16 protein-coding genes are annotated in these 18,689 nt (G+C 76.3%); 6 read left to right on the forward strand and 10 right to left on the reverse strand.

The genetic code is table 11. From position 1 onward, the window contains the following. Positions 1 to 516 precede the first annotated feature (516 nt). Positions 517 to 3,159, forward strand: coding sequence for an MGH1-like glycoside hydrolase domain-containing protein (locus AB8M62_RS10690; RefSeq protein WP_369069616.1), 2,643 nt, complete (start codon positions 517 to 519; stop codon positions 3,157 to 3,159). A 6-nt stretch (positions 3,160 to 3,165) separates the two neighbouring features. On the opposite strand, the gene AB8M62_RS10695 is transcribed toward AB8M62_RS10690, so the two are convergent. Beyond that, the gene (locus AB8M62_RS10695; RefSeq protein ID WP_369069523.1) at positions 3,166 to 3,891 is read right to left on the reverse strand and encodes a TSUP family transporter; all 726 of its coding nucleotides are present in this window, start codon (positions 3,889 to 3,891) and stop codon (positions 3,166 to 3,168) included. 163 nt (positions 3,892 to 4,054) lie between these two features. Here AB8M62_RS10695 and AB8M62_RS10700 point away from each other — a divergent pair, with 163 nt between their 5' ends. Beyond that, entirely contained in the window at positions 4,055 to 5,632 is a 1,578-nt protein-coding gene (locus AB8M62_RS10700) for a GGDEF domain-containing protein (protein ID WP_369055396.1), read from the forward strand. 3 nt (positions 5,633 to 5,635) lie between these two features. On the opposite strand, the gene AB8M62_RS10705 is transcribed toward AB8M62_RS10700, so the two are convergent. The 4 genes from AB8M62_RS10705 to AB8M62_RS10720 all read right to left on the reverse strand — a co-directional run bounded on the left by AB8M62_RS10705 (position 5,636) and on the right by AB8M62_RS10720 (position 10,661). Next, positions 5,636 to 7,606 carry a M13 family metallopeptidase gene (locus tag AB8M62_RS10705; protein WP_369055394.1) on the reverse strand — a complete coding sequence of 657 codons (1,971 nt, stop codon included), beginning with the start codon at positions 7,604 to 7,606 and terminating at the stop codon, positions 5,636 to 5,638. A 9-nt stretch (positions 7,607 to 7,615) separates the two neighbouring features. Beyond that, the gene (locus AB8M62_RS10710; RefSeq protein WP_369055392.1) at positions 7,616 to 8,959 is read right to left on the reverse strand and encodes a multidrug effflux MFS transporter; all 1,344 of its coding nucleotides are present in this window, start codon (positions 8,957 to 8,959) and stop codon (positions 7,616 to 7,618) included. Positions 8,960 to 9,113: 154 nt separating this feature from the next. After that, entirely contained in the window at positions 9,114 to 9,392 is a 279-nt protein-coding gene (locus tag AB8M62_RS10715; RefSeq protein ID WP_369069524.1) for a hypothetical protein, read from the reverse strand. Positions 9,393 to 9,434: 42 nt separating this feature from the next. Continuing rightward, entirely contained in the window at positions 9,435 to 10,661 is a 1,227-nt protein-coding gene (locus tag AB8M62_RS10720; protein WP_369069525.1) for an MFS transporter, read from the reverse strand. Between the two features lie 122 nt (positions 10,662 to 10,783). On the opposite strand from AB8M62_RS10720, the gene AB8M62_RS10725 reads away from it, so the two are divergent. Then, positions 10,784 to 11,848: an alanine racemase gene (locus tag AB8M62_RS10725; protein WP_369069526.1), complete on the forward strand. Its 1,065-nt coding sequence runs from the start codon at positions 10,784 to 10,786 to the stop codon at positions 11,846 to 11,848. A 33-nt stretch (positions 11,849 to 11,881) separates the two neighbouring features. On the opposite strand, the gene AB8M62_RS10730 is transcribed toward AB8M62_RS10725, so the two are convergent. The 3 genes from AB8M62_RS10730 to AB8M62_RS10740 are packed head-to-tail and all read right to left on the reverse strand — an operon-like array spanning position 11,882 to position 14,157. Next, positions 11,882 to 12,367 (reverse strand): dihydrofolate reductase, encoded by a 486-nt coding sequence (locus tag AB8M62_RS10730; protein WP_369069527.1) that lies wholly within the window; start codon positions 12,365 to 12,367, stop codon positions 11,882 to 11,884. Between the two features lie 7 nt (positions 12,368 to 12,374). Then, positions 12,375 to 13,181: a thymidylate synthase gene (locus AB8M62_RS10735; protein ID WP_369069528.1), complete on the reverse strand. Its 807-nt coding sequence runs from the start codon at positions 13,179 to 13,181 to the stop codon at positions 12,375 to 12,377. A 31-nt stretch (positions 13,182 to 13,212) separates the two neighbouring features. Then, positions 13,213 to 14,157, reverse strand: coding sequence for a hypothetical protein (locus AB8M62_RS10740; protein ID WP_369069529.1), 945 nt, complete (start codon positions 14,155 to 14,157; stop codon positions 13,213 to 13,215). Between the two features lie 86 nt (positions 14,158 to 14,243). Here AB8M62_RS10740 and AB8M62_RS10745 point away from each other — a divergent pair, with 86 nt between their 5' ends. Beyond that, positions 14,244 to 15,398, forward strand: coding sequence for an oxygenase MpaB family protein (locus AB8M62_RS10745; RefSeq protein WP_369069530.1), 1,155 nt, complete (start codon positions 14,244 to 14,246; stop codon positions 15,396 to 15,398). On the opposite strand, the gene AB8M62_RS10750 is transcribed toward AB8M62_RS10745, so the two are convergent. Beyond that, positions 15,382 to 16,020: a TetR/AcrR family transcriptional regulator gene (locus AB8M62_RS10750; protein WP_369069531.1), complete on the reverse strand. Its 639-nt coding sequence runs from the start codon at positions 16,018 to 16,020 to the stop codon at positions 15,382 to 15,384. The two genes, AB8M62_RS10745 and AB8M62_RS10750, sit on opposite strands and share 17 nt — an antisense overlap. A 57-nt stretch (positions 16,021 to 16,077) precedes the next feature. On the opposite strand from AB8M62_RS10750, the gene AB8M62_RS10755 reads away from it, so the two are divergent. Continuing rightward, on the forward strand, positions 16,078 to 16,581 hold the full coding sequence (locus AB8M62_RS10755; protein ID WP_369069532.1) for a DUF4188 domain-containing protein: 504 nt from the start codon (positions 16,078 to 16,080) through the stop codon (positions 16,579 to 16,581). 43 nt (positions 16,582 to 16,624) lie between these two features. Here AB8M62_RS10755 and AB8M62_RS10760 read toward each other — a convergent pair whose 3' ends face one another. Beyond that, entirely contained in the window at positions 16,625 to 17,602 is a 978-nt protein-coding gene (locus AB8M62_RS10760) for an NAD-dependent epimerase/dehydratase family protein (protein WP_369069533.1), read from the reverse strand. 89 nt (positions 17,603 to 17,691) lie between these two features. Between AB8M62_RS10760 and AB8M62_RS10765 the strand changes: the two genes are divergently transcribed. After that, positions 17,692 to 18,675, forward strand: coding sequence for an aldo/keto reductase (locus tag AB8M62_RS10765; protein WP_369069534.1), 984 nt, complete (start codon positions 17,692 to 17,694; stop codon positions 18,673 to 18,675). Positions 18,676 to 18,689: the final 14 nt, after the last annotated feature.

Here is an 18,689-nt window from a genome sequence, read left to right on the forward strand (position 1 = left end):
GAGAATGGAGGACAACACCAAAGGAAAACCCACGACCACCACACGCACACAACGCACGAAGATGGCCACAGGGGTTACAACATTGGCATCAACACTTGGCACACTGTTGAGTTCTCAAGAACCGGACACACACCTCAGCTCGGCCCTTTCGGGCTCTGCCGGGGAAGTGCTCCCAGCTTAGACCATCCGCCGGCTCTCACCGACCAGGCCCTGTTGCTCATCCCGCTGCTTCCGCTACTGTCACCAGTGGCTCCGGCAGCTCCCCAGCGGGCTGGGCAACGAGGAAGAACACTAGACCTCGCGCAGCGCCGATGCAAGTCGGCTGCGCCCTGGAGCCGGAAGTCGTTGCAGGGCACCACCTCTCACGGCTCCCGCAGCCCTCGCGCGCCACACCCTCCCCCACCGCGGACGGCCCCGACCCGGCAGGATGAGCGGGTGAGCGCACCGCAGGAGCCCCACGCCCCCCTCCCGCCGCAGCCGGCGGGCGCGGCGCACCCGTCCGCCGAGCACGCCCGGATGGCCGAGTCCCCCGGCGCCGACGGTCCCTGGCGCCTGTGGGGGCCCTACGTCGCCGGGCGCCAGTGGGGCACCGTGCGCGAGGACTACTCCGCCGGCGGCGACGCGTGGTCGTCCTTCCCCTTCGACCAGGCCCGCAGCCGCGCCTACCGCTGGGGCGAAGACGGTCTCGGCGCCGTCTGCGACCGCTTCGGCTTCCTCAACCTCGGCGTCGCCCTGTGGAACCGGCGCGACCCCATCCTCAAGGAGCGGCTCTTCGGGCTGGCCAACGAGGAGGGCAACCACGGCGAAGACGCCAAGGAGCACTGGTGGGCCGTCGACGGCACCCCCTCGCACAGCTGGATGCAGTGGCTCTACCGCTACCCGCACGCCGAGTACCCCTACGAGCAGCTGCGCGCCGAGAACGCCCGCCGCGGCCGCGACGAGCGCGAGTACGAGCTCGGCGACACCGGCGTCCTGGACGAGGACCGCTTCTTCGACGTCCTCGTCACCTACGCCAAGGCCTCCCCCGACGACCTGTGCGTCGTGATCAGCGCCACCAACCACGGCCCTGAGGCCGCCCCGCTCGACCTCGTCCCGCAGCTGTGGTTCCGCAACACGTGGGTGTGGGGCCTGGACAAGCGCCGCGGCACCCTCGAGCAGGTCCTGCCGCCCACCCTCACCGTCGGCGGCCTGGAGGCCGTCGAGTGCGAGCACGCCCACCTCGGGCGCTACTTCGTCGCCGCCGAGGGCTCGCCCGAGGTGCTCTTCTGCGAGAACGAGACCAACGCCGTCGAGCTCTTCGGCGCCGCCCGCAACGCCACCCCCTACACCAAGGACGGCATCGACCGGCGGATCGTGCGCGGGGAGACCGGCGCGGTCAACCCCGGCCGGCAGGGCACCAAGGCCGCCTTCTGGTACCGCTTCGACGCCGTCGCCCCCGGCGAGACCGTGCAGGTGCGGCTGCGGCTGTCCCACAACGCGCCGACCCTGGACACCTTCGGCGCCGGCTTCGACGCCGTCCTGCGCGACCGGCGCGTCGAGGCCGACGCCTTCTACGACGTCGTCCTGCACCCCGACCTCGACGCCTCCGACCGGCACATCGCCCGCCGCGCCTACGCCGGGCTGCTGTGGACCAAGCAGCTGTACCGCTACGACGTGCGCCAGTGGCTCGACGGCGACCCCGCCGGCGAGCCCGCCCCCGACTCGCGCCGCCAGCGCGGCGGCCGCAACACCAGCTGGCGCCACCTCGCCCTGGCCGACGTCGTCTCCATGCCCGACGAGTGGGAGTACCCCTGGTTCGCCGCCTGGGACCTCGCCTTCCACACCATCCCCCTGGCGCACGTGGACCCCGAGTTCGCCAAGGAGCAGCTCGTCCTCATGTGCCGCGAGTGGTCCATGCACCCCAACGGGCAGCTGCCCGCCTACGAGTGGGCCTTCGGCGACGTCAACCCGCCCGTGCACGCGTGGGCCGCCTGGCACGTGTACCGCCTCGACGGCTACCGCGACCAGGGCTTCCTCGTGCGCGTCTTCACCAAGCTGCTGCTCAACTTCTCGTGGTGGGTCAACCGCAAGGACGCCCACGGCTCCAACCTGTTCGAGGGCGGCTTCCTCGGGATGGACAACATCGGCCTGTTCGACCGCTCCGCCGAGCTGCCCCCCGGGTACCGGCTGGAGCAGTCCGACGCCACCAGCTGGATGGCCTTCTACTGCCAGCAGATGTTCAAGATCGCCCTGGAGCTGTCGCGGCACGACCCCGCCTGGGAGGACGCCGCCACCAAGTTCCTCGAGCACTTCCTGTCCATCGCCCAGGCCATGACGCGCTTCGGCTCGCACGACGTGTCGCTGTGGGACGAGGAGGACGGCTTCTTCTACGACGTCCTGCTGCACCCCGACGGCACCGCCGAGCGCATGCGGGTGCCGTCGATGGTCGGGCTGCTGCCCGTCCTCGGCGCCACCGACGTGCCCTCCTGGATCGCGCAGGAGTGCCCCGACCTGACCTCCCGGCTGCGCTGGCTGCAGCGGCGCCGGCCCGACCTCACCGAGCCGCTGCTGACCCGCTCCGGGCCCGAGGGGCGCCGGATGATGCTCTCCCTGCTCGACCGCGAGCGCCTCGTGCGCATCCTGGAGCGGATGTTCGACTCCGAGCAGTTCCTGTCCCGGTACGGCATCCGCTCGCTGTCCGCGGCCGTCAAGGAGCAGATCACCACCTCCGTCAGCGGCCGCGACTCCTCCATCGCCTACGAGCCCGGGGAGTCGCGCACCGGCATGTTCGGCGGCAACTCCAACTGGCGCGGGCCCGTGTGGTTCCCCGTCAACGTGCTGCTGGCGGACAAGCTGCGCACCTACGGGCGCTTCTTCGGCGACGACCTGACCATCGAGGTGCCCAAGGGGTCCGGGAAGCGGATCAACCTCGTGCAGGCCGCCGACCTCGTCGACGAGAGCCTCGTCGACCTGTTCCGGCCCGTGGACGGGCGCCGGCCCGCCGACGGGCAGCGCATCGAGGCCACCGACAGCCCCCTGTGGCGCGAGCACCCCACCTTCAACGAGTACTTCGACGGCGACACCGGCGAGGGGCTCGGCGCCACCCACCAGACGGGGTGGACCGCGCTGGTGGCGCACCTGCTGCACCCGCGCCTGCCCCCGGGCCCGCCCGGGCGCTGAGGGCGCTCAGAGCATCAGCAGGCCGCGGACGACGGCCGCCAGGCCACCGGCCAGCGCCACCGCCATCACCAGGCGCTGGCCGGCGTCCACGGGCACGCGCGGGGCGACGCGCTCGCCCACCACGGCGCCCGCGACCAGCGCGAGCGCCGCGACCAGCCACGTCGAGCCGGGCACGTCCGGCGGGCCCTTGACCGCCAGCGAGGAGGCGTTGGCGACCAGCAGGAAGCACTGCATCGTCGCCACGAACGTCTCCCGCGGCCAGCGCTGCGCCACCCCGTAGGCCGCCGCGACCGGCCCGCCCACCCCCGCGGCCACGTTCATCGCCCCGCCCAGCGCGCCCGCGCCCACCGCCACCAGCGCACCGCCGCGCACCGCGCCGCGGCGGCTGAGCAGCACCACCAGGTCGGCCAGCACCGCCAGCGACCCGACGACGACGAGCATCGGGGCCTCCGGCACGTCCGCGGCCAGCCGGGCCACGAGGGGGACGACCGCGAGCGCCGGCAGGCACAGCAGCAGCGCCGGGCGCCGCGCGATCCGCCGCCAGGTGCGCAGCACCACGAACGCGCACAGCGACGCCGACAGGGCGTTGCCCAGCGTCACCCCGTCGTGCGGGCCGGCGATGAGGACGAGGAACGGGGAGGCGACCAGGGCGAAGCCCAGCCCCGTCGAGCGCTGCGTCACCGCGCCCAGCAGGACGGCGGCACCGACCAGCGCGGTCGTCACGACGGGCACCGCGCCATCCTCCCCGCGCGGCGCGGGCGCTCGCGGCGGGGGTCGCGGCGGTAGGGGCACCACCCGGTCGGCCCCTGCGCGGGCCCGTGTCGGAGGCCGATGCCACTCTTGCGGAGCCGGTGCACGCCGGCGTCGAACCACGGCGCGAGAGGCGGTGCGGGCGGTGTCCCCGGTGGCGGTCGTCGTCGCGCTGTCCGCCGTCGTCTCCCTCGCCACGGCCGTGCTGGCCTGGCGGCGGCGCGGCCTGGCCCGCTCGGCCACCCCGCTGGCCGTCGGCCTCGTGGCCGCCGCGGCGTGGGCCGGGGCGGCCGCCGCGATGCACGCCGGGCTGCCGACCGCCGTGCAGGACCGCCTCGTCCTCGTCCAGTACGCCGGGATCACCGGGGTCGTCCTGTGCTACCGGCTGTTCGTGGACGCCGTCACGGGGCACCGCGGCCGGCCCCGGCGCGTGGCGGCCCTGGCCGTCGAGCCCGTCCTGCTGCTGTCGCTGCTCGTGGCCGACCCGTGGCTGCACCTCGTGCACGCCGAGGTGACCTACGTGGGCGACCCGGCCGTGCGCACCCCCGTGCCCGGGCCCGCCTTCTGGGCGCACACCGTCTACAGCTACGCCGTCCTGGCCTGGAGCGCCGCCGACCTCGTGCGGCTGCGGCGCAGCGCCACCGGGCCGCTGCGCCGGCAGACCACCACGATGCTGCTGGCGATGGCCGCGCCCGTGGCCTTCAACGCCGTGAGCATCTCCGTGCCCGCGCCGTACCTGCCGGTCGACATCACCCCGCCCGCCTTCGTCGTCACCGGGGTGCTGTTCACCGTCGCCGTGGTGCGCCACGAGCTGCTGCGGCTGGTGCCCGTCGCGCGCAGCCTCGTCGTCGACACCGTCACCGACGCCGTGCTCGTCGTCGACGCCGCCGACCGCGTCGTCGACCTCAACCCCGCCGCGCGGGCGCTGCACCCGGGCGCGGACGGGGAGGTGGTCGGGGTGCCGCTGGCGGAGGTCGCCGGGCCCGTGCTCGCCGCGGCCGTCGGCGACGACGAGGGCGAGACCGTCGTCGCGCTGGAGGACGGGCGCAGCCTCGACGTGCGCACCCGCTGGATCCGCGACGAGCGCGGCGACCTCGTCGGCCGGGTCGTCGTCGCCCGCGACGTCACCGGCGTCCTCGCCCAGCAGCGCGCCCTCGAGGACGCCAACGCGCAGCTGCGCGCCCACGTGGAGACCATCGACCGGCTGCGCGCCGACCTGGCCGAGGAGGCCGCCCGCGACCCCCTCACCGGGCTGCGCAACCGGCGCCGGTTCGTCGACGACCTCGCCGGCCGGCTGACCGCGGCGCTCGCCGCCGGGCAGCCGCTGTCGCTGGTGCTGCTGGACGTCGACCACTTCAAGGCCGTCAACGACACCCACGGGCACGCCGCCGGCGACGCCGTCCTGGTGGCGGTGGCCGGGGAGCTGCGCCGGCACGCGCGCGCCGAGGACGTCGTGCGCTACGGCGGGGAGGAGTTCGTCGTCCTGCTGCCCCGGCTGGACGCGGCGGCCGCCGCCGAGCGCGCCGACGAGCTGCGGCGCGCGTGCGCCGGGCTGGACGTGCGCGCCGGGACCGGCGGCGAGGCCGTGGAGGTCACCGTCAGCGCCGGCGTGGCCACGGCCCCCGAGCACGGCGGCACCCCGGACGAGCTGCTGCTGGCCGCCGACCGGGCGCTGTACGCGGCCAAGGCCGGCGGGCGCGACCGGGTCGCGTCCGCCGGCTGAGCCTCACCAGATCCGGACGCGCTCCGCCGGGTCCCGCCACAGCCCGTCGCCCGGCTGCACGCCGAACGCCTCGTGGAACTCGTCGAGGTTGCTGACCACCTGGTTGCAGCGGAACTCCGGCGGCGAGTGCGGGTCGATCGCCAGGCGCCGCGCCACCTCCGCCGGGCGCACCTTGCCGCACCACACCCGCGCCCAGCCGGCGAACAGCCGCTGCGGTCCCGTCATGCCGTCCAGGACCGGGGCTTCCTGCCCGCCCAGGGCGATCGTGTACGCCTTGTGCGCGATCGTCAGGCCGCCCAGGTCGCCGATGTTCTCGCCCACCGTCAGCGCCCCGTTGACGTGCTGGCCCGGCGTCTCCGGCGGCTCCAGCGCGTCGTACTGGGCGATCAGCGCGGCGGTGCGCTTGCCGAACTCCTCGCGGTCGGCGTCCGTCCACCAGTCGCGCAGGTTGCCGTCGCCGTCGTACTTGGAGCCCTGGTCGTCGAAGCCGTGACCGATCTCGTGGCCGATGACCGCGCCGATGCCGCCGTAGTTGGCCGCGTCGTCGGCGTCCAGGGAGAAGAACGGCGGCCGCAGGATCGCCGCCGGGAAGACGATCTCGTTCATGCCCGGGTTGTAGTAGGCGTTGACCGTCTGCGGGGTCATGAACCACTCGCCGCGGTCCACCGGGGAGCCCAGCTTCGCCAGCTCGCGGTCCACCTCGAAGGCGAACGCCCGCCGCACGTTGCCGACCAGGTCGTCGCGCTCGACGCTCAGCGCCGAGTAGTCGCGGAAGACGTCCGGGTGGCCGATCTTCGGGGTGAACTTCCCCAGCTTCTCCAGCGCGCGGTCCTTCGTCTCGCGCGTCATCCAGTCCAGCGCCTCGATGTCGACGCGGTACGCCTCGACGAGGTTCGCGACCAGCTCCTCCATGCGCGCCTTCGCCGCCGGTGGGAAGTGCTCGGCCACGTACAGCTCGCCCAGCGCCTCGCCCAGGTTCGACTCCACCAGCCCCACGCCGCGCTTCCAGCGCTCGCGCAGCTGCGGGGCGCCGGTCAGCGTCGTGCCGTAGAAGGCGAAGTTCTCCTCCACGAACGCCGAGCTCAGCAGCGGCGCCGCGTGGTGCAGCACCCGCCAGCCCAGCCAGTCGCGCCAGGTCGCCACCGGCGTCGAGGCCAGCACCTCCGCCAGGCCCTGCAGGTAGCCGGGCTGGCGGACCACGACCTCGGCGAAGGCCTCCTCGGGCAGCCGCGCGGCCGCCAGCCAGGCGGCGGTGTCCACGCCCGGCAGCAGCGCGTCGAAGCCGTCGCGGTCCACGAGGTTGTAGGTGGCGTTCGCGTCGCGGTTGCGCACCCGGTCCCAGTGGTGGCTGGCCAGCTCCGTCTCCAGCGCCAGGACCCGCTGCGCCGCGCCGGCCGGGTCCGGGCGCCCGCCCAGCTCCAGGACCCGCTGCACGTGGCGCACGTACGCCTCGCGCAGCTCGGCGGAGGACTCCTCGCGGTAGTACGACTCGTCCGGCAGGCCCAGGCCGGACTGCGTCACGTAGACGACGTAGCGGTCCGAGCGGGCGTTGTCGGTGTCCACCCAGTAGGCGAACGGCCCGCCCGTGCCCGAGCGCTCGAAGGTCCCCAGCAGCCGCACCAGCGCGGGCAGGTCCTCCACCGCGTCCACGGCGGCCAGGTCGTCGGCCACGGGGGAGGCGCCCAGCGCCTCCACCCGGTCGGTGTCCATGAAGCTGGCGTACAGGTCACCGATCTTCTGGGTGACCGACCCGCGGGGCGCGCCCCCGGCGGCCGCGCGCTCGACGATGACGCGGCACTGCGCCTCCGACTCGTCGCGCAGCCGCACGAACGCGCCGTCCACGGCGCGGTCGTCGGGGATCTCGGTGGTCGCCAGCCAGCGGCCGTTCACGTGGCGGAAGAGGTCGTCCTGCGGGCGGACCGACGGGTCGGCCCACTCGTCGGTGCCCGCAGGACGCTGGTCCGTGCTCGTCATCACCGCAGCCTACGGCGACGGGACCTCCGAGGACCGGGCCAGGCTGCGACGCACCGTGAACAGCAGCACGACGTTGAGCAGCGTCACGGTGACCACGACGGCCGCCATCGCCTCGTGGTCGCCGCCCAGCACACCCGTCAGGGTGCCGATGCCGCCGCCGAAGCCGGACTGCACCGCCGTCACGAGCGCCGCCGCGGCGCCCGCGCTGGCCCCGTACGGCTCCAGCGCCAGCGTCACCGAGTTGGGCATGATCAGCCCGAGGCTGCCCAGCAGGAGGTACAGCGGCACGACGATCACGAACACCGAGCCCGGGCGCGCCAGCAGGGCCGCGGCCGTCAGCAGCGCGAACGCGCAGGCCAGCGCCACGCCCAGCCGCAGCAGCGCCGGGGACCCGAAGCGGCCCACGAGCGCCGCGTTCAGCTGGCTGCCGCCGATGAGGGCCGTGCCGTTGACCGCGAACAGCGCCGCGAACGCGCCGCTGGACAGCTCGTACGTCTCCCCCAGCACGAACGGCGAGGTCGCCACGTAGCTGAGGATCACCGACATCGCCAGGCCCGGCATCGCCGCGAACGCCAGGAAGCGGCGGTCGCGCAGCAGCGCCCCGTACCCGGCGAACGTCCGGCGCACCAGCGCCGCGCGGCTGCGGGTCACCGGCTCCGACGGCGTGCGCGGCTCCGGCACCGCGTCCGGGCGCACCTCCGGACGGGTCTCCGGCAGCCGCCGGTGCACCGCCACGAGGACCAGGACGCCGACGACCGCGAGGACCGCCAGCACCGGCCGCCAGCCCCACCAGGAGTCCAGCACCCCGCCCACGGTGGGCGCGAACAGCGGCGCCACCCCGATGACGAGCACGATGCGCGACATCAGCCGCGCCGCCTGCGGGCCCACGAACAGGTCCCGGATGACCGCCATGCCGATGACGGCGCCCGCCGAGGCGCCCACGCCCGCCAGCACGCGGAAGGCGACCAGCGAGGGCAGGTTCGGGGCGACCGCGCACAGCAGGCACGCCAGGACGTAGACGGAGAAGCCGATCACGGCGGGCCGGCGGCGGCCGAACGCGTCGCTGAGCGGGCCCACGAGCAGCTGGCCGAGGGCCGCGCCGACGAGGACGCCCGTGATGGTCATCTGCGCGCGCGCCGGGGTCGTGCCCAGGTCGGCGGCCACCTGCGGCAGCGCCGGCAGGTACAGGTCGATGGTCACCGCGCCCAGCGCCGCCATCGAGCCCAGCAGCACGATCAGGGACACGGTGGAGCGGCCGGTCATCGCCGGCCGGGCGGGCGCGGCGGCGCCGGGGGTGGTCGAGGAGGCGGTGCTGGAGGAGGGGGTGTGCGGGGGCCGGGAGGGCGCGGTCATGCGCTAGGGGTCCTCAGGGAGCTCGGGCGGTGCCGTCCCCGACCGCGGGCTCGAGCGGGGAGCGTGGCAGGACGGGGCGGGACGCCCACCGTCCCCGCCAGCGTAGGGGTGAACCGGTTCGCCCGTCGCCCCAGTTCCGCGCCGGTCCCGCGCCTCAGACGCCGATCAGGGCGTCGAAGGCGTACTCGTCGACGATCGGCACGCCCGCGGTGATCGCCCAGCGGACCGCGTCCGCGCCCGAGCCGGCGTCGTTGGCGACCAGCAGCGCCGTGCCCGGGCCGGCGACGTCGTCCACGGCCAGGCCCGCCGCGCGGGCGCGCTCGGCCACCACCGGCCGCGGGGCGGAGAACGCCCCGCTGAACGCGATGCGGGTGCCGGGCGTCAGGGGCTCCCCCCACCACCAGGTGGGGGCGGTCGCGGGCAGCGTCGTCACCCCACGGGGATCGGCACGGGCGCCCGGCGGCTTGACCGCGGCTCAGACCCCCGCGCGCGAGGGCTCCGGGGCGCTCGCGGGGGCCGCGGCCGGCCGGCGCAGCAGCGCCGCGGCGGTCCCCACCGCCCCCAGCACCACCAGCGCCGCGGCGTAGCCGACGGCCACGGTCACCAGGCCCAGCCGCGGGGCGAGCAGCCCCGCCAGCACCGACGGCAGGCCGAAGGCCGTGTAGCTGAGCACGTACACCGCGGACAGGACGCCCGCCCGCTCGGACGGCGGGGCCGTGGTCAGCACCGCGCGCAGCGCGCCCTGGAAGCCCGCGCCGAAGCCCACGCCGGAGACGAGCGCGCCCAGGACGAACAGCGGCGTCGAGCGCAGCTCCAGCGCCACCACGAGCACGGCGGGGCCGAGGACGAAGGCCGACGTGCCCAGCAGCACGACCCGGGCGGGGCGCGCCGCGCGGGTCAGCACGCCGACCACGGCGCCCGTGCCGGCCACGCACGCCACCAGCAGCCCGCCGACGAGGTGGTCGCCGCGGCCCAGGACGCCCGCGGCGATCGAGGGGCCCAGCGACAGGAACAGCCCGCCCAGCGCCCAGCTGCCCACGAACGCCGGCACGAGGGACACCAGCACCGGGCGGGTCGGGCGCGGCACGCGCACCGCCGGGCGCAGCGAGGCCAGCGCCCCCGGCACCCGCGGGGCGGCGTCCGGCAGGCCTAGCAGCAGCGCGCCCAGCACCGCCAGGGACGCGGCCAGCACCAGGTACACCGTCGCCGTGGGCGCGGGGGCGAACTGCACGAGCAGCGCCGAGCCGACCGCGCCCAGCGTCAGGCCCACCGGGGGCGCCGCGCCGTTGACCAGCTGCGCCGTCGCCGCGCGCCGCGGGCCGGCCAGGTCCAGCAGCGCGGCGCCCAGCGCGCCGAGCACCGCGCCGGTGGCCAGGCCCTGCACGACGCGGGCCAGGACCAGCCAGCCGGTGGAGTCCGCCGCCGCGAACAGCGCCATCGCGGCCACCACGCCCGCGGTGCCCGCGACCGCCACCGGCCGCCGGCCCAGGTGGTCCGACAGCGAGCCGACGGTCAGCAGCGCGACGAGCAGCGCCGCGGCGTAGACGGCGAACACGCCCGTCACGGCGGTGGCGCTGACGCCCCAGCGCTCCTCGTAGACGGGGAAGACGGGGGACGGGGCGGCCGAGGCCGCCACGAGGACGGCCAGCGCGACCGTCGTGAGGCGGAAGCCGGCGGCGGGTGACCAGCGGGGGATCGACACGGGAGCTCCTCGGACCGGGACGGTGGTTCGCCGGAGCAACCGCGGTCCAGCACCGGGTGCAATCGCCGCCGGACCACCGCTGTTCCCGGCCCACCGGCGCGGGCGCGTGGCAGGGTCGCCGCGTGACCGCCCTCGACGCCCTCGACACGCCGTTCCTCGTGGTGGACCGCGCCGTCCTGCGGCGCAACGTCGAGCGGCGGGCCCGCTGGGCCGCCGACGCCGGGGTGGCGCTGCGCCCGCACGCCAAGACGCACAAGTCCGCCCACGTCGCCGCCGCCCAGCTCGCCGCCGGGGCCGTCGGCCTGACCGTCGCCACCGTCGGCGAGGCCGAGCACTTCGCCGCCGCCGGCGCGGGCGACCTGTTCCTCGCCTACCCCGTGTGGGCCGGCGGCGCGCGCGGCGAGCGGCTGCGCGCGCTGGCCGGGCGGGTGCGCCTGCGCGTCGGCGTCGACTCCGCCGAGGGCGCCCGGCAGCTCGCCGCCGCGTGCGGGGACCTCGCCGAGGTCGCCGTGGAGGTCGACAGCGGCCACCACCGCACCGGCGTGACCCCCGACCGCGCCGCCGGGGTGGCGCTGGCCGCCGCGCGCGCCGGGCTGCGGGTGGCCGGCGTCTTCACCTTCCCCGGGCACAGCTACGCGCCCGGCGCGCCGGCCGACGTGGCCGCGCAGGAGCTGGCCGCCCTGACCGCCGCCTCCGAGGGCCTGCGCGCCGCCGGCCTCGACGCCCCGCTGCGCAGCGGCGGGTCCACCCCCACCGCCGGACTGGCCGCCGAGGCCGCGCTCGACGAGGTGCGTCCCGGCGTCTACGTCTTCGGCGACGCCCAGCAGGTCGAGCTCGGGCTGACCGCGTTCGAGGACGTGTCCCTGTGGGCGGAGGCGACCGTCGTCAGCCGCCGCGACGGCGTCGCCGTCCTCGACGCCGGCAGCAAGGTCCTCGGCCGCGAGCGCGCCGCGTGGGCCAGCGGGTACGCGCGGCTGCCCGACGCGCCCGGCGCGCGCGTCGTCGCCCTCTCCGAGCACCACGCCACCGTCGACCTCGGCGGGACCCCCGTGCCCGCCGTCGGGGAGCGGGTGCGGGTCGTGCCCAACCACGTGTGCCTGGCCGTGAACCTCGTCGACGAGCTGGTGGCGGTCGGGCCGGAGGGGGTGGAGCGCTGGCCGGTCGGCGCGCGGGGGCTCAACAGCTGACGGTCCTCGACCGTCCGCGACCACCGCGGGGGGTCAGGCGCGGACGTAGGTGCGCACGCGCCAGCGCAGGCCCGTGCGGGACGTCGCCCAGCCCTCCGCGGGGTCGGTGGACGCCAGGACCCAGCCCTCGCCGCGCTCGGGGGCGCGGGTGTCGCCCTCCACCTGCGCGTCGACCTCGGTGACCACCAGGCGGTCGGCGCGCTCCAGCACCGCCGCGTACACCTGCGCGCCGCCGGCGACCCAGACCTCCCCCGGCCCGGCCAGCGCCGCGTCCACGTCCGCGACCACCTCCGCGCCCGGCGCGACGTACCCCGCGTCGCGGGTCAGGACGACGTTGCGCCGCCCCGGCAGCGGCCGGTAGCGCTGCGGCAGCGACTCCCACGTGCGGCGGCCCATGACCACGGTGCCGCCGTCGGTGGCGCGCTGGAAGTGCGCCAGGTCCTCCGGCAGCCGCCACGGCAGGGCGCCGTCGCGGCCGATGACGCCGTTCGCGGACTCGGCCCAGATCAGCGAGAGCACGCCGGCCTCAGACCGCGACCGGGGCCTTGATGGCCGGGTGGTGCCGGTAGCCGACGACCTCGAAGTCCTCGTACTCGTGCTCGAACAGCGACGGGGCCCGGCGCACCCGCAGCTGCGGGAACGGGTACGCCTCGCGGCTCAGCTGCTCGGTCACCTGCTCGACGTGGTTGTCGTAGACGTGGCAGTCCCCGCCCGTCCAGATGAACTCGCCCGGCTGCAGGCCGGTCTGCCGGGCGACCAGGACGGTCAGCAGCGCGTAGCTGGCGATGTTGAACGGCACGCCGAGGAACAGGTCCGCCGAGCGCTGGTACAGCTGGCACGACAGCTTCCCGTCGGCGACGTAGAACTGGAACAGGGCGTGGCACGGCGCCAGCGCCATCTTCCCCAGCTCCCCCACGTTCCACGCCGAGACGAGCATGCGCCGCGAGTCCGGGTCGGTGCGCAGCGTGTGCAGCACCTGCGCCAGCTGGTCCACGTGCTGCCCGTCCGGCGTCGGCCACGAGCGCCACTGCACGCCGTAGACGGGGCCGAGGTCGCCGTCCTCGTCGGCCCACTCGTCCCAGATGGTCACGCCGCGCTCCTGCAGCCAGCGCACGTTGCCGTCGCCGCGCAGGAACCACAGCAGCTCCAGCGCCACCGAGCGGAAGTGCACCCGCTTGGTCGTCACGAGCGGGAAGCCGCGCGAGAGGTCGTAGCGCAGCTGGTGGCCGAACACGCTGCGGGTGCCGGTGCCCGTGCGGTCGGCCTTGGGGGTGCCGTGCGCCATCACGTGGCGCAGCAGGTCCTCGTACTGGGTGTCCACCACGGTGCCCATCCTCCTCGTCCCCGGGTCCGCTCGGTCCCGCTCAGGCCAGCGCGCCGGCGCGCTCGGCGCGCGGGTCCACGTCGAAGTCCGCGTCGTGCAGGGCCTCGCCGCGCACGACCTCCGCCAGCCGGCGCAACCACGCCGCGCCCGCCTCGTCGTGGACGGTCGTGCGGGCCACGTGCACCGGGTACGGCTTGTCCGGCACCCCGTCGGCCGGGCGCACGTCCACGTGGGCGACCGGGTGGCCCTGCTCGTGCAGCCAGTCGGCCATCGCGTAGTCGGTGCGCGAGTCGCCCGCCGTGCGCCACGCCCGCGGCAGCGCGCCGTCGCCGGCCAGCAGCCGCAGGGCCACCTCCGCGCCGCGGTCCTTGCCCAGCAGCACCGACTCCAGGTCCGTGGAGATGATCGTCGGGTCGATGCGCCAGCCGACGCGGCCGTCGGCGTCCGGGCGCTCCTCGCCGCGGTGGGCCACGCCCAGGCCGAGCCCGGCGAGCAGGTCGAACACCTCGGCCTCGAAGCGCTCCTGCGCGCGCAGGTAGACGTCGCTCGCGACGTCCAGGCGCTGCTCCAGGGAGACCATCGCCCGCTTGCCGGGGTCGACGAACATCGTGTCCGCGTACCGCTCCTGCGCCAGCGCCTCCACGCGGCGGGCCGCGTCGGCGGGCACCGCGAGCGCCTCGTCCACCCGCACCTCGCCCAGCCCGCCGGAGGTCACGGTGGCCCACACGGCGCCCTTCTCGCACACCGCGTGCACGCGGGCGCCCGCCGGCAGGCCCGCGGCCAGCAGCGGCGGGACGACCTGCTCGCGCAGGAACCGGTCCGAGCGGCCCGTGTTGAACACCAGCGGCACGCCCGCGGCGGCCAGCTCGACGAGGCTGTCGACCAGGCCGGGGGCGCTGACCGTGCGGGTCACCGGGCTGGCGACCGGCCCGTCCACGTCGAGCAGGAGGCCGAACGGCGGGCGGGGGGCGTCGGTCGCGGGCACGTGCCCAGTGTCCCCGACCGCCGGGAGGCGCTGCGCCCCGCGGCGTGCGCTACTGCTGGCACCCCTCGACGACCCGGGAGGACCCCGTGCCCCGCCCCGACCTCGACGACCTGCTGCGCCGCGGCCTGACCTGCGGCGACCCGCTCGCCGACGCCCTCGCCGAGGAGGTGGCCGCGCACCCCGCGTCCCGGCGCGCGTTCACGACGGGCCTGGAGCGCGGGCTGGCCGCCGTCCCGGACGCCGCGCCCGCCGTCCGCGACCTGCTGGGCGAGATGGAGCGGGTGGCGGCCTCGGTGGACGGCGACGTGCTGGACGGGGCGGCGCGCGCCTCGTGGACCATCCCGTTCGCCGCGCACGCCCTCGACGTCGGCGCGGGCGCCCTGCTGCGCTCCTACGCCCCGCCGGACCCGGCCGCGGTGCTCGTGTCCACCGGGCAGCTGACCGAGCAGGCCACCCGCCGGCTGCTGGACACCGCGCGCTGGCTCAACGCCGCCTCGCTGCCCGGTGGGCTGCGGACGGGTCGCCCCGGGTACGTGGAGACCGGGCGGGTGCGGCTGCTGCACGCCGTCGTGCGCCGGGCGGTGCGCCGGCGCGACCCCGACGGGCCGCTGCCGCTGCACCAGGTGGACATGGCCCGCACCTGGCTGGACTTCACCCTCGTCACGCCCGACTGCGACGAGGCCCTCGGGCTGGGGCTCACCGCCGAGGAGCAGAACCGCCTCTACACGTACTGGCGGCACCTGGGCGCGCTGCTGGGCGTGGACCCCGACCTGCTGCGCGGCGTCGTGGACCGGCGCACCGCCGTGGACCTGGACCGGCGCATCGAGGCGCTGACGGGGCCGCCGAGCGCCGATTCGCGGGCGCTGACCGCCGCGGGGCTCGGGGCGCTCACCGAGGGGCTCTCGGACGCCTCCGGCGTGCCGCGGCGCGTGGCCGGGCCCGTGGTGGCGGTGGTGGCGCGCGCCATGCACGGGCCGCGGGTCGCCGACGCGCTGGGCGTGCCCCGGTACGGGCCGTCGCACCACCTGGTGCCCCTCGTCGCGGCCGTCCTGCGCCGGCGGCGGCGCCGGCTGCGGCAGCGGCCCGCGGCGTGGCACGCCGTCGTCGCGGCGAACATCGAGCAGGGCCGGCGGTTCGTGGAGGCGGGGGAACTGCCGGCGCCGGAGCTGCCGCGGCTGCCCCGGGTGCCGCGGGTGCCGCGTCCGCGGGCGGTGGGCGCGCCGGTCACCGGCGGGCGGTGAGCCCCTCGTCCACGGTTCTCAGCAGATCGGTCAGCACGGCCTCGCGGTCGGCCGCGCCGAGCCCCGCCAGCGGCCCCTCGACGAGGAGGACGGCCAAGCCGTGCACGGCGGCCCAGGCGGTGGTGCCCGCCACGGCGCGGCGGTCGGGATCGAGGTCGCCGGTCGCCGCGAGCTCGTCCAGGCGCTCCTGCAGCAGCCACCACGGGTCGGGGTGCGGGTCGCGGGGGTCGGCGGCGCCCGGTGGGCCGGCGACGGCGGCGCCGTCGAAGGCCGCGCGGAAGAGGCCGGGTTCGGCCACGGCGTACTCGACGTAGCCACGGCCGACGGCGCCGAGGCGGGCGTGCGCGGCGCGCGGACCACCGGGCACGCCGGCCAGGCGCTCGAGCATCGCGCGGGCCATGTCGCGGCGCGCGACGGCGGCGACGGTGGCCAGCAGGTCGGCGTGCGAGGCGAAGTGGCGGTAGGCGGCGTTGGGGCTGACGCCGACCTCGCGCGCGATCTCGCGGACGACGAGGGCCGCCGGCCCGCCGGCCCGCACGGCGGCGGTGGCCGCCTCCACGAGGGCGTTGCGCAGGTCGCCGTGGTGGTAGGTGGTGCGGTGCGCGCGACCAGGTGTGGACACCGTCCACACCCTGCCCTATGTTGACAGCGTTCACATGAGGCGGACCGGGAGGCCACCGTGGCGACAGTGCAGCGAGGACGACGGACCACCCGGCTGGAGGGCGACGGCGCCGTCGTCTTCCTGGTGGGGATGCGGGTCAACAGGGTGCGCGCCGTGCGGCGCTGGGCGCCCGTCGCGGCCGCGATGCCGCGCATGCTCGCCGAGCTCGGTCGCGACCCCGCGCTCGGGCTGCTGGGAGCCCGCACCTGGGTGTCCGGGCGCACCGTCATGGTCGTGCAGTACTGGCGGTCCGTGGAACTCCTGCACGCCTACGCCGCCGCGCACGACGCCGAGCACCTGCCGGCCTGGCGGGCCTTCAACCGTGCCGCGCGCGCGGGCGACGGCTCCGTCGGCGTCTTCCACGAGACGTACCTGGCCACCCCCGGCACCACCGAGACGATCTACGTCGACATGCCCGGGACCGGGCTGGCCGCCGCCACCGGGTCGGTGCCCGTGAGCTCCCGCACCGACCGCGCCGTCCAGCGCCTGGCAGGCAGCGCGGACCCGCTCGAGCACGCCTGAGGCGCCCGGTGGCGCCACCGGGCGGACACCGGGCGGGCACCGGTCAGGCCGTGGCGGGGACCTCGGCGCCGGCCAGGTCCAGGCGGCCGTGGGCGGCGGCGTGGCGCACCGAGTCGGCCGCCGCCGCGAGCGACGTCCAGCGCGGTGCGTACCCCAGCAGCCGGCGGGCCTTGTCGATCGAGACGGAGTGGCTGCGCGACAGGTGCTCCCAGCTGGCGTCGGCGTGCTCGCCGGCCGCGGCGCGGAACTCCTCCCACGGCACGTGCCGCAGCACCGGCTCGCGGCCGAACCACGCCGCCGCGCCCGCCGCGAACCCCAGCACCGTCAGCGCGCGGTCCGACACGACGTGGAAGGCCTCCCCCACCGACGCCGACGGCCGCTCCAGCGCGAGGTGGAACGCCTGCGCGACGTCCTCGGCGTGCACGTGGTGCATCGTCTCCAGGCCCAGCCCGGGCACCAGCACCTCCCCGCCGGTGGCCAGGCGGCGCCACACGTCCGGGTCGAGGTTGCCCACCGGGCCGATGACCGGCCAGCCCGCGCCGCTGATGTGACCGGGGTGCAGCACCGTCGTGGGCAGCCCCCCGCGGCGGGTCTCGGCCAGCAGCAGGCGCTCGGCGGCGTCCTTGCCGGTGCCGTACTCCCCGAACGGCTCGCGGGGGTCGTCCTCGCGCAGCGGGGAGGCCGCCGCCCGCCCGTGCACCCAGATCGTCCCGGCGTGCAGCAGGTGCGCGCCGCGCGGGCGCAGCGCCTCGACCAGCTGCGCCGCCGACTCCGGCGTGAAGCAGACCATGTCCACGACGGCGTCGGGGGCCAGGTCGGCCACCCGCCGCCCGAAGGTGCCGGCCGCGTCCTCCGCCTCCCGGTCGACGACGACCCGCTCGACCCGCTCCCACGCCGGGTGCGGGTGGTACGGCTGGCTCACCCCCCGGCTGAGGGCGACGACCTCGTGGCCCGCGGCGACCAGCCGGGGGACGAGGTGGGTGCCGGTGTGACCGGTGGCTCCGACGACGACGACGCGCACCGCGCCAGTCTCGGGGCGGCGGCGGTGTCGCGCCCGCCGGGCACCACCCGGGGCGCGCGCGCCGGCCGCGGTCCGTAGAGTCCGCCGACGTGCAGACGAGGACGCTGGGCAGGACCGGCCGCCAGGTCGGTGTCGTGGGGCTGGGCTGCTGGCAGCTCGGCGGTGACTGGGGGTCGGTGAGCGAGGACGACGCGCTCGCCACGCTCGGCGCGGCCGTCGACGCGGGGGTGACGTTCCTCGACACCGCCGACGTGTACGGCGACGGGCGCAGCGAGCGCCTCGTGGGCCGCTTCGCGCGCGAGCGCGGCGGTGACGGGCTGGTGATCGCCACCAAGATGGGCCGGCGCGCCGACCCGCACGTCCCGGACGCCTACTCGCTGGACAACTTCCGCGCGTGGAACGACCGCAGCCGCGAGAACCTCGGCGTCGAGACCCTCGACCTGGTGCAGCTGCACTGCCCGCCGCCGGACGTGTACGAGCGCGACGCCGTCTTCGACGCCCTGGACACGCTGGTGTCCGAGGGTCGCACCCGCGCCTACGGGGTGTCCGTGGAGACCGTCGCCGAGGGCCTGGCCGCCGTCGCCCGCCCCGGTGTCGCCTCGGTGCAGATCATCCTCAACCCGCTGCGGCTCAAGCCGGTCACCGAGTTCCTGCCCGCCGCCGCGGAGGCCGGTGTCGGGGTCGTCGTGCGCGTGCCGCTCGCCTCCGGCGTGCTGTCGGGCAAGTACGACGAGACGACGACGTTCGGCGACGACGACCACCGCACGTACAACCGCGAGGGCAAGGCCTTCGACATCGGCGAGACCTTCGCCGGGGTGCCGTTCGAGGTGGCCGTCGCGGCCGCGCGCCGGCTGCGCGAGGTCGCCGGTGACGCGCCGCTGGCGCAGTTCACGCTGCGCTGGATCGTCGAGCAGCCGGGCGTCAGCGTCGTCATCCCCGGCGCCCGCAACACCGAGCAGGCCCGCTCCAACGCCGCGGCCGCCGACCTGCCCGCGCCGACGGGCGAGCAGCAGGACGCCGTCCGCGCCGTGTACGAGGAGCTCGTCGCCGAGCACGTGCACCACCGCTGGTGACCCGCCGGCGGCGC

It is taken from the genome of Kineococcus terrestris (assembly GCF_041020755.1).
Lineage (GTDB): Bacteria > Actinomycetota > Actinomycetes > Actinomycetales > Kineococcaceae > Kineococcus > Kineococcus terrestris.